This is a genomic window from Pseudomonas sp. Sample_22 (assembly GCF_004307635.1).
Classification (GTDB): Bacteria; Pseudomonadota; Gammaproteobacteria; order Pseudomonadales; family Pseudomonadaceae; genus Aquipseudomonas.
Window position 1 is genome coordinate 103023 of the sequence record NZ_RCNY01000048.1, and the last position, 13310, is coordinate 116332.

The 13310-nt window shown below is 58.9% G+C and carries 16 protein-coding genes; 5 read left to right on the top strand and 11 right to left on the bottom strand.

Annotation, left to right across the window (positions count from 1 at the left end; all coding sequences use genetic code 11):
• Window positions 1-122: 122 nt before the first annotated feature.
• Complete coding sequence (locus D8U73_RS12270; RefSeq protein WP_007978712.1) at window positions 123-641, top strand: type VI secretion system tube protein Hcp; 519 nt, start codon at window positions 123-125, stop codon at window positions 639-641.
• 94 nt (window positions 642-735) lie between these two features.
• On the top strand, window positions 736-1833 hold the full coding sequence (gene tssA / locus D8U73_RS12275) for a type VI secretion system protein TssA (protein WP_130904598.1): 1098 nt from the start codon (window positions 736-738) through the stop codon (window positions 1831-1833).
• A 234-nt stretch (window positions 1834-2067) separates the two neighbouring features.
• Here the strand turns inward: tssA and D8U73_RS12280 are convergent, their stop codons facing one another.
• The 4 genes from D8U73_RS12280 to D8U73_RS12295 all read right to left on the bottom strand — a co-directional run bounded on the left by D8U73_RS12280 (window position 2068) and on the right by D8U73_RS12295 (window position 6639).
• Entirely contained in the window at window positions 2068-3414 is a 1347-nt protein-coding gene (locus D8U73_RS12280; protein WP_130904599.1) for a glutamine synthetase family protein, read from the bottom strand.
• A gap of 23 nt (window positions 3415-3437) precedes the next feature.
• The gene (locus D8U73_RS12285; RefSeq protein WP_056856683.1) at window positions 3438-3992 is read right to left on the bottom strand and encodes an XRE family transcriptional regulator; all 555 of its coding nucleotides are present in this window, start codon (window positions 3990-3992) and stop codon (window positions 3438-3440) included.
• Window positions 3993-4010: 18 nt separating this feature from the next.
• A complete protein-coding gene (locus D8U73_RS12290; protein ID WP_130904600.1) occupies window positions 4011-5300 on the bottom strand; it encodes an FAD-binding oxidoreductase in 1290 nt (429 codons plus the stop codon).
• Window positions 5301-5436: 136 nt separating this feature from the next.
• Window positions 5437-6639, bottom strand: a complete 1203-nt coding sequence (locus tag D8U73_RS12295) for an NAD(P)/FAD-dependent oxidoreductase (protein WP_130904601.1) — start codon at window positions 6637-6639, stop codon at window positions 5437-5439.
• 289 nt (window positions 6640-6928) lie between these two features.
• Here D8U73_RS12295 and D8U73_RS12300 point away from each other — a divergent pair, with 289 nt between their 5' ends.
• Entirely contained in the window at window positions 6929-7498 is a 570-nt protein-coding gene (locus D8U73_RS12300; RefSeq protein WP_130904602.1) for an Rrf2 family transcriptional regulator, read from the top strand.
• Window positions 7499-7501: 3 nt separating this feature from the next.
• On the opposite strand, the gene D8U73_RS12305 is transcribed toward D8U73_RS12300, so the two are convergent.
• Both D8U73_RS12305 and D8U73_RS12310 read right to left on the bottom strand, forming a co-directional pair.
• Window positions 7502-7846, bottom strand: coding sequence for a hypothetical protein (locus tag D8U73_RS12305; RefSeq protein ID WP_056856687.1), 345 nt, complete (start codon window positions 7844-7846; stop codon window positions 7502-7504).
• 86 nt (window positions 7847-7932) lie between these two features.
• The gene (locus D8U73_RS12310) at window positions 7933-8151 is read right to left on the bottom strand and encodes a hypothetical protein (RefSeq protein WP_056856688.1); all 219 of its coding nucleotides are present in this window, start codon (window positions 8149-8151) and stop codon (window positions 7933-7935) included.
• 167 nt (window positions 8152-8318) lie between these two features.
• Here D8U73_RS12310 and D8U73_RS12315 point away from each other — a divergent pair, with 167 nt between their 5' ends.
• On the top strand, window positions 8319-8558 hold the full coding sequence (locus D8U73_RS12315; RefSeq protein ID WP_056856689.1) for a hypothetical protein: 240 nt from the start codon (window positions 8319-8321) through the stop codon (window positions 8556-8558).
• A 79-nt stretch (window positions 8559-8637) separates the two neighbouring features.
• Here the strand turns inward: D8U73_RS12315 and D8U73_RS12320 are convergent, their stop codons facing one another.
• Complete coding sequence (locus D8U73_RS12320) at window positions 8638-8829, bottom strand: SPOR domain-containing protein (protein ID WP_056856690.1); 192 nt, start codon at window positions 8827-8829, stop codon at window positions 8638-8640.
• Between the two features lie 211 nt (window positions 8830-9040).
• Between D8U73_RS12320 and D8U73_RS12325 the strand changes: the two genes are divergently transcribed.
• Window positions 9041-9403, top strand: coding sequence for an NUDIX hydrolase (locus D8U73_RS12325; protein WP_056856691.1), 363 nt, complete (start codon window positions 9041-9043; stop codon window positions 9401-9403).
• Between the two features lie 11 nt (window positions 9404-9414).
• On the opposite strand, the gene D8U73_RS12330 is transcribed toward D8U73_RS12325, so the two are convergent.
• The 4 genes from D8U73_RS12330 to benA form a co-directional block, all read right to left on the bottom strand.
• Window positions 9415-10188: a 1,6-dihydroxycyclohexa-2,4-diene-1-carboxylate dehydrogenase gene (locus D8U73_RS12330; RefSeq protein ID WP_130904603.1), complete on the bottom strand. Its 774-nt coding sequence runs from the start codon at window positions 10186-10188 to the stop codon at window positions 9415-9417.
• A gap of 87 nt (window positions 10189-10275) precedes the next feature.
• Window positions 10276-11289, bottom strand: coding sequence for a benzoate 1,2-dioxygenase electron transfer component BenC (gene benC, locus D8U73_RS12335; RefSeq protein WP_130904604.1), 1014 nt, complete (start codon window positions 11287-11289; stop codon window positions 10276-10278).
• Window positions 11290-11299: 10 nt separating this feature from the next.
• Complete coding sequence (gene benB, locus D8U73_RS12340) at window positions 11300-11788, bottom strand: benzoate 1,2-dioxygenase small subunit (RefSeq protein WP_056856693.1); 489 nt, start codon at window positions 11786-11788, stop codon at window positions 11300-11302.
• The gene (benA, locus tag D8U73_RS12345; protein WP_056856911.1) at window positions 11785-13149 is read right to left on the bottom strand and encodes a benzoate 1,2-dioxygenase large subunit; all 1365 of its coding nucleotides are present in this window, start codon (window positions 13147-13149) and stop codon (window positions 11785-11787) included. Before benA ends, benB begins: the two co-directional genes overlap by 4 nt.
• Window positions 13150-13310: the final 161 nt, after the last annotated feature.

The window sequence follows — 13310 nt, forward strand, 5'->3', positions numbered from 1 at the left end:
ACCCGGGCCAATCCCGGGCTGGCGTAACACACCTCTCTTGATCGTTTCAAAGAGGTTTAAACGAAGGGCTGTGATCTGTTTGCAGGTGACAACCTTTAAATGAAGGTAAGGAGAAACTAAAAATGGCATTTGACGCATACATCCAGATCGACGGCATTCCTGGTGAAGTACTGGACGACAAACACAAGGATTGGATCGAAGTGCTCGGCTACGAGTACGGCGCAACCCAGGCCACCTCCGCGACGGCCAGTTCGTCGGGCGGTGCTTCGTCTGAGCGTGTAGCGCTGAGCGACTTCAGCATCCGCAAAGCCGTGGACAAGGCTTCTGCCAAGCTGTTCGAAGCCTGCTGCAAAGGCACGCACATCGCCAAGATCCAACTGAATGTGAACCGCGCTGGTGGTGACAAGGTGACCTACCTGACCATCAACCTGGAAGAAGTCGTGGTGTCTTCGGTCAAAGCGGTCGCCGGTGGCAGCCAGAACGGCGAAGACAAAGCGGTTGGCGACCTGCCGATCGAAGAAATCAGCTTCAACTTCGCTCGCATCAAGACCACCTACACCCAGCAGAGCCGTGCAGATGGCCAGGGCGGCGGTAACGTCACCGGTGGTTGGGATCGCACTGCCAACAAGGTTTTCGCATAAAACCGTGGCAATGACGGGCCGCTCCGGCGGCTCGTTTTCAGCACCGTGCCTGCCTGGCGGGTACGGTGTTCTTTTATTTTGATCAGAGTTTCCTATGTCTGAATTTCTCAACGACCTTTCGCTGGCCGAACTGACCGCGCCCATCAATCAGGGGAGCGGCGAAGACATGAGCTTTTCCGCCTTGTTCGATCAGGTGAAAGAAGCGCGGCGAGCAGACCCCGATTATTTGACCCAGGGTGACTGGCAAACCGATCTGAAGTCATCTGACTGGGATCTGACCATCACCCTGGCTGCCCAAGGCCTGGCTCGACAGAGCAAGGACCTGATGCTTGTCGCCTGGCTCAGCGAAGGCCTGGCGCACAAACACCATTTCACCGGCATTACGTTTGGCCTGACGCTGGCCGAACGCATTCTGGATAATTTCTGGGGCGATCTCTTTCCGTCCCTCGAAGACGGCGTCGATGAGCGCGCTGCCCGCCTGTCGTGGATGAAGACGACCCTCGCCGATGTCGTCGGCGGACTGCCCATCACCCAAGGCCAGCAGTACGGTTTGCTTCGTTATGACGAATCCAGGCACGTTGAGAACCTGGCCCTGCAAAGCCCTCAGGCGATGCGCGCCGCCCTTGACGAAGGCAAGATCAACGCTGAGGTGTTCCAGCGCTCGGTGGTGCTGACTGACTCGGATCACTTGCGCCGCAAGGCCAGCGAAATTGCCGCCAGCCTGAACGCGTGCCAGCAATTGCAGAGCACCGCTGATCGTCTGTTCGGCCCTGAAGCGCCGAGTTTTGCCGGGCTCATGGACGTGCTGTCCCGCGCAGGCCAATTGGCCGAAAAACTGCTCAAGGACCGGGGTATCGAGTTGAACCCGCCCCCTGCCGCTCCCACGCCGACCGTCTCCGATAGCGCGGGCGCACAACCCACAGGAGCTGCAATGACCCAGACCCAGCAAGACATTCCAGTCACACCGTTGCGTACCACACCGCAATCCCGCGACGAGGCGTTCACCCTGCTGGCGGGTATCGCGCAGTTCTTCAAGCAGACCGAGCCGCAGAGCCCCGTCCCTTACCTGATCGAACGCGCGATCAAATGGGGCAACATGCCGCTCGAAGGATGGCTGAACGATGTGATCAAGGACAGCAATGTCGTGGACAACATTCGCGACGTACTGGGGACCAAGGAAGCGAAGTCCTGATTTGGCCTGCACGGCCGTTCAGATAGACACAAAAACACCAGGCAAAAAAAATCCCGGGCAGCTGATGGACGCCCGGGACTTAAAAATGCATAAACCGTGGTGGTGAACGCGGCGCGGATATTACGCAATGTTTCGCGCTGTAACAAGATATTTTATTTAACCAGCCAGTTACTAAAGTTTATAAGCCCTTAAATATCCTGATATTTTTTAAGGTTAACCTCGAAACCTCTTTAACTATAGAAACCAGCGGTACTCCCTTGCACTGATGTCGTTCAGAAACGCGAGGTGATCCTGACGCTTGTTCTCGCAATACACATCGACAAACTCTGCGCCCAATCCAGCGCGCAATGGCGAGTGATTCTGCATCGACTGCACGGCCTCGAGCATTTCCAGCGGGAAATCGATGCCACTGCTGCGGTCTTCGTTCAGCGGTGCAATCGGCTCGCACTCCCCTTCCAGCCCCTGCTCCAGCCCCACCAGAATGGCTGCAAGCACCAGGTATGGATTGGCATCGGCACCGGCCAGGCGGTGTTCGATCCGCAGGTTTTTCGCGTCGGAGTCCGGCACCCGCAGGCAGGCATCACGGTCTTCAAAGCCCCAGCTGGCGCGCGAAGCGACGTTCACCGTAGCGCTCAGACGACGCAAGGCATTGTGGTTCGGTGCGAAGATCGGCATGCAGTGCGGCAACACATCCAGGCAACCGGCCACGGCATGGCGCAACGCGCGCTGTCCGTTCGCCGCCAACAGATTATTGCCGGCCTTGTCGTAGAGGCTCACATGCACATGCATGCCGCTGCCCGGATGTTGCAAGTACGGTTTGGCCATGAAACTGGCGCGGTAGTTGTGCTTGAGCGCCACGCCACGGGTACTGCGGCAAAACAGGGCGGCCCAGTCGGCGGCGCGCAGCCCGTCATCGCAGTGGCCGAAATTGATTTCAAACTGACCTGGCCCCAGTTCGGCGGTGATCACCGTGGCATCGATACCTTGCGCCCGCGCGCTCTCGACCATTTCGTCGAGCACCGGGGCGAAACGCGACAGGCGTTCGATGTGCATGTTCGGCTGATCATCGGCATCGCCGGTCAACGGATCGCGGGCGAACTGCGGCAAACCATCACGCAACTGGCTGTCGAACAGATAGAACTCCAACTCGAACGCCACCACCGGGAAAATGCCTTTGCGTTTGAGCCGGTCCAGCACCTGCGCCAACACTTCGCGCGGTTCGAAGACGATCGGCTTTTCGGTGCCGTCGGAGGTGATCAGCATTTGCCCCAGCGGTTGTTTTTCCCAGCCCACCAACTTGAGCGTGCCAGGCACCAGGCGGCGCAGCGCGTCCGGGTCGCCGTCGTTGAAGCAGTAGTCGCCGATCTTGAACAACCCGCCCTGGGTCCCAAGCAACACGCAGTTTTGCGGCAACTTGAGCGCGCTGCCAGCGGCGACTTTTTCGAGCATTTCTATCGGGTAGCGCTTGCCGTAGAAATGCCCCGGGATGTCCAGGGAAATCAGGTCGACGTAGCGCACATCGGGGTAGCGCTGACGAAACCCACGCACTTCGGCCAGCAGTTCAGAGCACACAGCATCCATCATTCTGTTCCTTGTCGTTTTTATCAGGTGTAAACCCAAAGCACGCGGGTGAGTTGGTCTGACAGGTTGCCGTAACGGCAATGGGCATGACTGGCGAGTTGAAAGCTGTCACCGGCATGCAGGGTCACCGGCTCATCGTTATCCAGCCACAACGTCAACGCGCCTTCGAGGACATAGCCGCCCTGCTCCGAGCTGTCTTTCATGTGTCGGTCGCCGCTGCTCGCGCCGGGCTCCAGCCGGCTTTCCAGCATCGAAAAGGACGCGCGCATTTTTGGTGAAACCATGATGTCGGTGATGCCATCGGCGTAATACAGCGTGCGACGCTCATCCGGCCGGGTCACCCAGGGCAAGGCCATGGGTTTGGGCAAGCTGTAGAAATAGGTGGTCGGCACGCCGAGGGTTTCGCTGATGGCCGTCAGGTCGGCCACCGTGGGGCGGGATAAGCCGCGCTCGACCTGCGACAGAAAACCCACCGACCGGCCAATCTTGTCCGCCAGTTCCTTGAGGGTGTATTTCTTGTGTTTGCGCAGGTCCTGAATCAGGATCGCCAGCGCCGATATTTCTTCCTGCATGTCCATCTAAAGGTTTCCCTCGTTTCAAATACTGTCGCGCAGCCGATACCAGGCTTTGCCGATGGCTTCCAGGGGCGCGGCCATGTACTTGCCGCCGGGAAAGCTGCCGTTGGTCAAGCCTTGGTACAACGCCAGTTCCTCCTGCCGGCCCAATATCGCATCGGACACCGCCCGCGCGCCGGCCAGGGTCGGCAACACACCGTGCCCGGAGTAGCCCTGCAACCAATAGAGGTCGCCGCGCCGGCCGATGTCAGGCGTGCGCTTGAGCGTCAGGTCGATATGACCGCCCCAGGCGAACTCCAGCTCTACGCCTTTCAATTGTGGAAACACGCGCTCCAGACACGGTCGGGTAGCTGCGGCGATGTCTCTCGGCATGCCGCCCAGATACGTGCAGCCACCGCCGAACAGCAGCCGGTTGTCCGGGGTGCGACGGAAATAATCGAGCACGAACTGATTGTCGGTGACGCAGACATTGCTCGGCAGCAACGCCGTGGCCTGTTCTTCGCTCAGTTCAGCGGTGGCCACCTGGTAAGTACCGACAGGCAGCACACAACTCGAGAGTTGCGGGTCGAGCCGATCCAGGTAGGCATTGCAGGCCAACACCAGCACATCGGCACGGATCCGACCGCGCTCGGTGGTCACTACGTATCCGTCCGCCTCCTCACGATATTCGAGAGCCTTGCTGTGTTCATGAATCACCCCACCGGCGCGCTCGATCGCAGCGGCCAGCCCAAGCGCCAGCTTCAGCGGATTCAAGTGCCCGCCTTCGGGATCAAACAGACCCGCCTGATAGCGCTCGCTGGCAACCCAGTCGGGCAACTGCTCACGGGGGATGAATTGCAAGCCGTCGTGGCCCCATTTGTGACTGGCCTCGTGCTGCCATTCGGTGAGCAGGCGCACCCGTCGCGGCATCACCGAGGTCCACAGGTGTCCGGGCCGATAGTCACAATCGAACCCATGCCGCGCAGGCAGTTCACGCAACTCCCGCGCCGCCCAGCGCATGCCCTCCCACATCTGCCGCGCGCGCTCGTAACCCAGCGCAGCTTCCAGCGGTGGCATGTCGCACGACCAGCCGAGAATCGCCTGACCACCGTTGCGCCCCGATGCGGCCCACGCCACGCGACTGGCCTCAAGCACAATCACACGCTTGCCCGCCAGGGCAAGACGCAATGCGCTGTGCAGGCCGCTGAAGCCGGCGCCGATAATCACCACCTCAGCGGATTGCTCGCCTTCAAGAGCCGGTCGAATGGGCAACTGATTTGCGCAGGTATGGGCGTAATAGCTGGCGATGTGTTGGGTGGACTGCTGAAACATACCGGCTCCATGAAATTTTATAGTTGTAATTTCATGAAAAAGTACACGATTAATTTCATGCCGGCAATGGCTCGATTTGGGCAAAAAAAATCCCACCCAGGAAACCCCAGGCAGGATTCAGTTCAAATTCAAGCCATCAGGCAATCGGAATCAAAGGATCCGCCGCCGCCCAAGCCACCTCACGATCCGCCACCGGCGGGTAAATCCAAACCGTGTTGATCTGCGTCTTGAGCTCCTTGCCCTCCTGTCCCGTCAGCTTGACCTGACGATCCCAGCCCTCGGTATAAACCGCCCCCCACGCCCCCAGATCCAGACAAGTCACGTATTTGGGCTGGCGATACGGCGTCGGGTCCACCCCCAGTATCTGCGCCGCGACGTTATTGCCGGCATGACGGCCCAGCACAATGGCGTGCTGGCACGTCATCAACGCGTGGTTGCCGATGTCATCGGTGGCCGCATAGGCAACGTCGCCGGTGGCGTAGATGTCATCCTGACCAATGACTTTCAGGTGCGCATCGACATGCAGGCGGCCCAGATGATCGCGCTCTGCGGGGATTTGCTCGGTCAGCGAATTGGCGCGCACACCGGTGGTCCAGACCACGGTCTTGGCCTCGATGCGCTGGCCATCGGACAAGGTCACGCCGTTTTCATCGACAGCGACAACCGAAGCATTCAGATGCCATTGCACCCCGGTATGAACACTGGCTTCAGCGATTTTCTCGGCGATCTGCGGCCCCATGGAACCGCCGACCTTATTGCCACGGTCAACGATGATCACGTTGATGTCCGCTCGATCACCCAGGATGGCACGCAGGCGAGTGGGCATTTCAGTCGCCGTTTCGATGCCGGTGAAACCGCCGCCGGCCACCACGACGGTGTTGCGTGCCTGGCTTTCTGGCTGGTCGACCAGGGACTTGAGGTGGTTTTCCAGGCGCACGGCCTGCTCGATCTGATCGACATCGAAGGCATGCTCAACCACACCCGAAGTGCCGGGCAATGCCAGGCGGCTGCCGGTGGCCAGAACGAGTTTGTCGTAGATGCAGACCTGTTTTTCACCCGCTGCGTCGATGTAGCCCACACGTTTTTGCGCGACGTCGATGGTCTCGGCGGCGCCCTTGATGAACTTCACGCCGACGACATCGAACAATTCGCCGAGGGGAGCAGCCAGTTGATGGGCGTTCGGTTCGTAGAAGCGAGGGCGCACGCGCAATTCGGCCTGGGGAGCCAGCACGGTCACTTCAAAGTCTTCGTGGCCGTGAATGTCGAACAGGCGCGTGGCGCTCAAAGCGGTCCACATGCCACCGAAACCTGCGCCGATTACCAAAATGTGCTGTTTCATTCATCACTCCAGGGACAATTAGATTTGTTGAAGGATCAGGAGTCGATGGTCACGTTTCTCGTAAACGCGGCGCATGGCTTTCGACCTGACAACGGCGACTCTATTTGTCCGAGTTGAATGCCGCAACAATTTTTTCGAGATGGTTCCAATCAATCAAATCGATACACCGATAAAACTCCTTTAAACCAACAGTTTCAGAGGCCTGTCGATGCCAATGAGGAGGCAGTGGTTCGTTGTAAGGCAGGGAATCAGCTGTTAATATTTGCGACAAATTTAGTCGGAGATCGAGATGTCTCTATACAGCGCAGGTGTTGAGTACGGGATTCACTGCCTGATTTTTCTGGTGGGCAATCGCGGCGATACGCGTGAAGCGAGCGTGCGCGACCTTGCGGAACTGCAAGGCGTGCCTCTGGACTACCTGGCAAAAATCTTCACCAAACTGGCCAAGGCAAAACTGGTGGTCGCCACCGAGGGTGTGCGTGGCGGCTTCAAGTTGGCCCGGCCCGCCGACGAGATCTCGCTGCTGGATATCGTCAACGCCATCGATGGGCGCAAGGCCATTTTCGATTGCCGGGAGATTCGCGGTCGCTGTGCGCTTTTTGAGGGTGAAGCCCCCGACTGGGCACTTGAAGGGCACTGCTCGGTGCACGCTGCAATGATGACCGCGCAAAAGCGCATGGAAGACGCCCTCGCCCAGCAAACCATTCTGGATATCGCCAGAAAGGTTGGGCGCAAAGCGCCGGCCGAGTTCAATTCGCAGGTAGACGACTGGATGAATGATCGCCGTGAAAAGAAAGGCACGGCAAGTGCCCAGGCAGGCGACGATCAACTCATCCAGGTCACTGACATCGGCGACTGAAGGCTACAGGCAGTCACGCACTGCCTGGCGCAATGCGCCGGATTTCGCCCAGGGTGGCCCTTGATACAAGGACACCCGGCTACCGTCCTTGAATTTCACGATGTCCAGAACCTCGTCGGCGGTAATGATGCTGGGTGCGGTAATCCGGTAGCCATTGGAAATCGACGACTGCGTGGTGTTGGAAACTTCTTGCTGCCAAATCGGCAATACGCACCCGGCGAGGACCTTGGGTGTTTTTTCACTGTACTTACTGACATTCGGCTCCCCAGGCACCACAGACGCCGGTAACGAACATCCCCCCAACAACGCCAATACCACAGCCGCCCCCCACAACATCCGCCTCTGCATAAAGCATCCTTATCCTGAAAACATGAAATGTAGCCTGTCCCCGCACCGACAACCATTTGCTATCGGCTGATTTGCTGCGCCGCGCCTTAGCCATCGGACTTGTGTTCGCCAGGGTCGGGGTATGAACGCTCGTTCAGATATGTCATCCAGCGCTCGTAGGCTTCATGCTGCCATCGCGTGACCCGCTCCCATTCCGGACCGCTGAGTTGGTGGCCGGAAATGAGATTCATCATTTCGCTGGTGGCCGCATCCAGATCGGCGATCAGCTCGTGGGCATGCGCCCGGAAGTCATCGGTTGCCGTCATTTGCCCTGTCCCCGCCCTGAGGAAAATCGCTACTTCACTACGACAACGAATTTTTCCGATCGCGCAAATTTCCCGACCAAAGGAAGCCGCTCGGGGCATGACAAACACAACGCCCCGTCACGCTAATGGGTCTAAAATTTCGTAGCACAGCGTTTCAGGAGAACATCATGTGGCTTAACGAGAGCGAACAAGCGCTTCGGCGTGATCTGCAAGGGCTTGCATCAGATCTGCGATGGTCGGCGGTAGAACTTTTACGCATCGCCGAGCAATTACGCCTGACCGGCAACGATGTCGATGCAGAGGCCGTCAAGCGCCTGTGCGACCTGTTCCAGGGCGATGAACAACGATTGTCTGGCTATGCCGAGGAAGTGAAGGCCAAGATCATCACCCGCAACAAGGCTGAATAAAAGTAGCCGTTACCGGGCAAACGCCCCGACACAATAAAAAGCCCCGGCGTGCCGGGGCTTTTGCGTACGCTTGATCAGCTTACTGGCTGTTCGCTTTTTTGTTCGACTTTGATCGGTAGCCGGGAAGTGACGCCGCAAACGCCAATGCTTCTTCTCGGCTGGCAAATGACCCAAGACGATCACCTTTGGTGCAAACCCGCCATGGGCCGTTGTTTACGCTAAGTACGTCGTAACCGTTCATGTGCATCTTGTTCAACATCGGAACACTCATGGTCACCTCCATCTCGACAATGAATCCAAGGTCAACACACTTACCTTACACCCACCCCTGGACGTCATGACGACCAGACGTCGATTTAGCCGCTTGCCAAAACAACGGCACTTTTCGGGTCACACACCGCTCAGAACAACAAGAGAAGGCAAAAGCGGCCCGATCATTGCAGTTTTGTTACAATTTCATGACAGCAGTTGGTCTGGAACCCATGAAAGTACGCGCGACAGTCATTTGCGAGCTGGAAAGACACATCTTGCTGGTGCGCAAACCAAGGTGTCGCTGGACGCTGCCTGGGGGAAAAGTCGAACCCGGTGAAACCACTGCTGCCGCGGCGTTGCGAGAATTGCAAGAAGAAACCGGGATAGATGCCGATGACATGCTGTACCTGATGGAACTGGAAACCGAGAGTACCCGGCACCACGTCTTCGAGGCCTCAGTGCCGGGCTACCCCGCAGCCCGGCCACTCAATGAAATCTTCGATTGCATCTGGTACCCGCTGGATGCCGTGCAGAACCTCAACACCAGCGAAGCCACGCGAAGGATCGTCAAAGCGTTTCAGCGTCGCCTCTAACTCGTGTCTTCTCAGCCCTGATCGCCACCGCCCACTGGCATGACCATGCCGGTGATATAAGACGCTTCATCGCTGGCCAGAAACAAAATCGCGCCTGCTTGCTCATCCAGCGTGCCGTAACGCTTCATCAAACTGCTGTCGATTGTCTGGTCGACGATCTGCTGATACCAGACCTTTTCCTGCGGACTCTGTTCGGCGCTGTTGCGCGGAATCACCCGCGGTGGCGCTTCGGTGCCGCCCGGCGCAGTGGCATTGACCCGAACGCCGCGCCCGGCGGTTTCAAACGCCAGGCAGGCGGTCAGTGCATTCACGCCGCCCTTCGCCGCGCCGTATGGCACGCGATTGATGCTGCGGGTGGCGATGGACGAAACGTTGACGATCGCACCGCTGCCCTGCCCCAGCATGAACGGCAATGCGGCATGGCAGCACCACAACGTCGGAAACAGCGAACGGCGAACCTCGGCTTCGATCTGCGACGCTTCGTAATGCTCAAAAGGCTTGGCCCAGATTGTCCCGCCTACATTGTTGATCAGCACATCCAGGCGCCCGAAACGCTCGACGGCGGTCTGCATCACCCGGTTGCACTCATCGTATTGTTCGAGGTCGGCCGTCAGCGCCAGGACCTGGCTGCTAGGCGCCAATTGTTGCTGCAACTCGAACACCAGTTCGGAACGGTCGACCAGTATCAGCTTCGCCCCTTCCGCCGCCATGCGCTCGGCCACGCGCTTACCAATGCCCTGCGCGGCACCGGTAATCAGCGCGACTTTTTCGTGAAATCTGTTCATGTTTACCTCATCGGTCGGTGCCGAACTCATCGCGAGCAGGCCCGCTCCTGCATGGATGGGTTGTCGAAGCAGTTACCCGCGCAAGTCTCACGCCGCGCTGGCGGCAAATTTTTCGTAGTAGAAGTTCACCGGCGCGATGCCTTGCTCGCGGATGAACTGGCTGACCGCCTCGACCATCGGCGGCGGACCGCACAGGTAGACATCGACATCACCCTCGTTCAGATGCTTGGGCTCGATGTGCTGGGTCACGTAGCCCTTGAGCGGATGTTGGCTCTCGGGGCTGGCGACGCAGGCGCTGAAGGTGAAGTTGGGGATGCGTGCGGCAAAGGCTTCCAGGCGGTCGAGTTCCACCAGGTCGAAATCGTGGGTCACGCCATAGATCAGATGCAACGGATGATCACTGCCCTGCTCGGCGATTCTCTCCAGCATCGCAGTGAATGGCGCCAGCCCGGTGCCACCGGCCAGTAACAGCAGCGGACGACGGATATCGCGCAGGTAGAAACTGCCCAGAGGCCCTGCCAGGCTCATGCTGTCGCCCGCCTTGGCGATGCCGGTGAGGAAGCTGCTCATCAGCCCGCCCGGCACGTTGCGGATCAGGAAACTGACCTCGCCATCGCGCTGTAACGAACTGAACGAATAGGCCCGCGTCTGTTCGCTGCCGGGAATGCCCAGGTTCACGTACTGCCCCGGCAGGAACGCCAGTTTGCTCAATGACTCGCCCTTGATCGACAGCGCGATGGTGCTGTCGGACAGCTGGCGTACGGCGCTGATGGTCGCGTCGTAACTGGCCTGACGGGTGCGGCAGACCTCCGATGACGTCGGCACCCGCACCACGCAATCACTCTGAGCGCGCATCTGGCACGTCAGGACAAAGCCTTGCTCGGCTTCTTCAGGGCTGAGGGCGTCTTCGATGTATTCCTCACCCAAATCGTATTGCCCGGCTTCGGCAAAACACTTGCAGGTGCCGCAAGCGCCGTCGCGGCAGTCCAGCGGGATATTGATGCCTTGGCGGTACGCTGCATCGGCCACGGTTTCGCCAACGTTGGCGTCGATGAATCGAGTGACGCCGTCTTCAAAATTGAACGCGATGGAATGGGTCATGACGGCAGTCTCACAAGTGGTAAACATCGATGACCTGGCGAACGTAGTCGTTCTTCAGGATCACTTTCTTGGCCTTGATCAACGGGTTTTCACCCCGCACGTCGAGGGTGTAGAAACTGCTGCCGAAATAGCTGTCGACGGTCTTGTAGCGAAAGCTCAGGGTGTGCCAGTTGAAGCGCACCTTGCACAGTCCGTCGGCTTGTTCGAGCAGCTCGATGTTGCTGATGTTGTGGGAGGTACGGGTGTCCGGCACGCTGGCACTGGAACGCTCGGTCTTAATGCGGAAGATGCGATCTTCAAGGCCCGTGCGGTTGCCGTACCAGATCAGCGAGATTTCCCGCTGCGGATCTTCGGTCAGCTCATCGTTATCGTCCCAGGACGGCATCCAGTAGGTCGCGTCGGGGGCATACATTTCAAGCCATTCGTCCCACTGGCGGTCGTCGAGGTAGCGTGCTTCGCGATAGAGAAAATCACGCACCGTTTCATAGGAAATGGTCATTGCACGTCCTCCACGGCGATCAGTTTCGACTGCTCGGCAGCCAGGGCCTTGAGCATGGTCTGCTGCCAGTACTTGTGTTGCAGCACGAACAGGCCTTCGTCCTCGGTGCGTACGCCGCTGAGCAGCGGATGCAGGTCGATTTCCTTTGCCGCCTCGTCGGCGCCTTCGATCCAGTGCTCGGCGCCCCGGGACATGTCGTTCCAGGTGGTGACGCTGCCCTGGTAGCTGGTCTGGCAGGAGCGGAACTCCTCGAGATCGTCCGGCGTGGCCATGCCGCTGACGTTGAAGAAGTCTTCGTACTGACGAATCCGGCTCGAACGGGCGTGGTCGCTCTCGCCCTTCGGCGCGATGCAGTAAATGGTGATTTCCGTGCGGTTGACCGAGATCGGCCGGGCAATGCGGATCTGCGAGCTGAACTGGTCCATCAGGTAGACGTTGGGGTACAGGCACAGGTTGCGCGAGTTCTCGATCATCCAGTCAGCGCGCGCCTTGCCGAAGTCTTGCGCCAGCTCGTCGCGACGCTCGTACAGCGGACGGTCCTCGGGGTTGGCCCAACGGGTCCAGAGCAACATGTGGCCCTTGTCGAAGGAATAGAAACCACCGCCCTGCTTGGCCCAGCTGCCGGCGCTCATGGTCGGGTTTTCGTCACCGGCCTCGCGCTGCTTGCGCTGGTTCTGGGTGGCCGCGTAGTTCCAGTGCACCGAGCTGACGTGATAGCCATCGGCACCGTTTTCGGCGGTGAGTTTCCAGTTGCCTTCGTAGATGTAGCTGGAAGAACCGCGCAGCACTTCCAGGCCGTCGGCGGACTGGTCGACGATCATGTCGATGATCTTCGCCGACTCGCCCAGATGCTCCACCAGCGGCAGCACATCGGCCTTGAGGCTGCCGAACAGGAAACCGCGATAGGACTCGAAACGTGCGACTTTGGTCAGGTCGTGGGAGCCTTCGCAGTTGAAGCTCGACGGGTAGCCGGCGTTGGCCGGATCCTTGACTTTGAGCAGCTTGCCGGAGTTGTTGAAGGTCCAGCCATGGAACGGGCAAGTGTAGGAGCTTTTGTTGCCGGACTTGTGCCGGCACAGCGTCGCGCCACGGTGGCTGCAGGCGTTGATGAAGGCGTTGAGTACACCGTCCTTGTTGCGCGCGATGAAGATCGACTGGCGCCCCATGGTGGTGGTGTAGAAATCGTTGATATTGGGGATCTGGCTTTCGTGTGCCAGATACAGCCAGTTGCCTTCGAAGATGTGTTCCATCTCCAGATCGAACAACCGGGGATCGGTGAACATCTCGCGTTTGCAGCGATAGAGGCCCTGCTCGGGATCGTCTTCAAGCAGGGAATGCAAATATTCGGGTCGCAGGGTCATGGCCGCCGCCTCCATTGTTATTGTTCAGGCAGGGCCATGCTAGGACGGGGCAATGGGGTGGACTATCCGCTGGATGCAGATCTTTATCCGTTTTGTGCAGTTGGGGGCGCGACGCAAGATTGTTCCCATGCTCTGCGTGGGAATACAGCCCGGGACGCTCT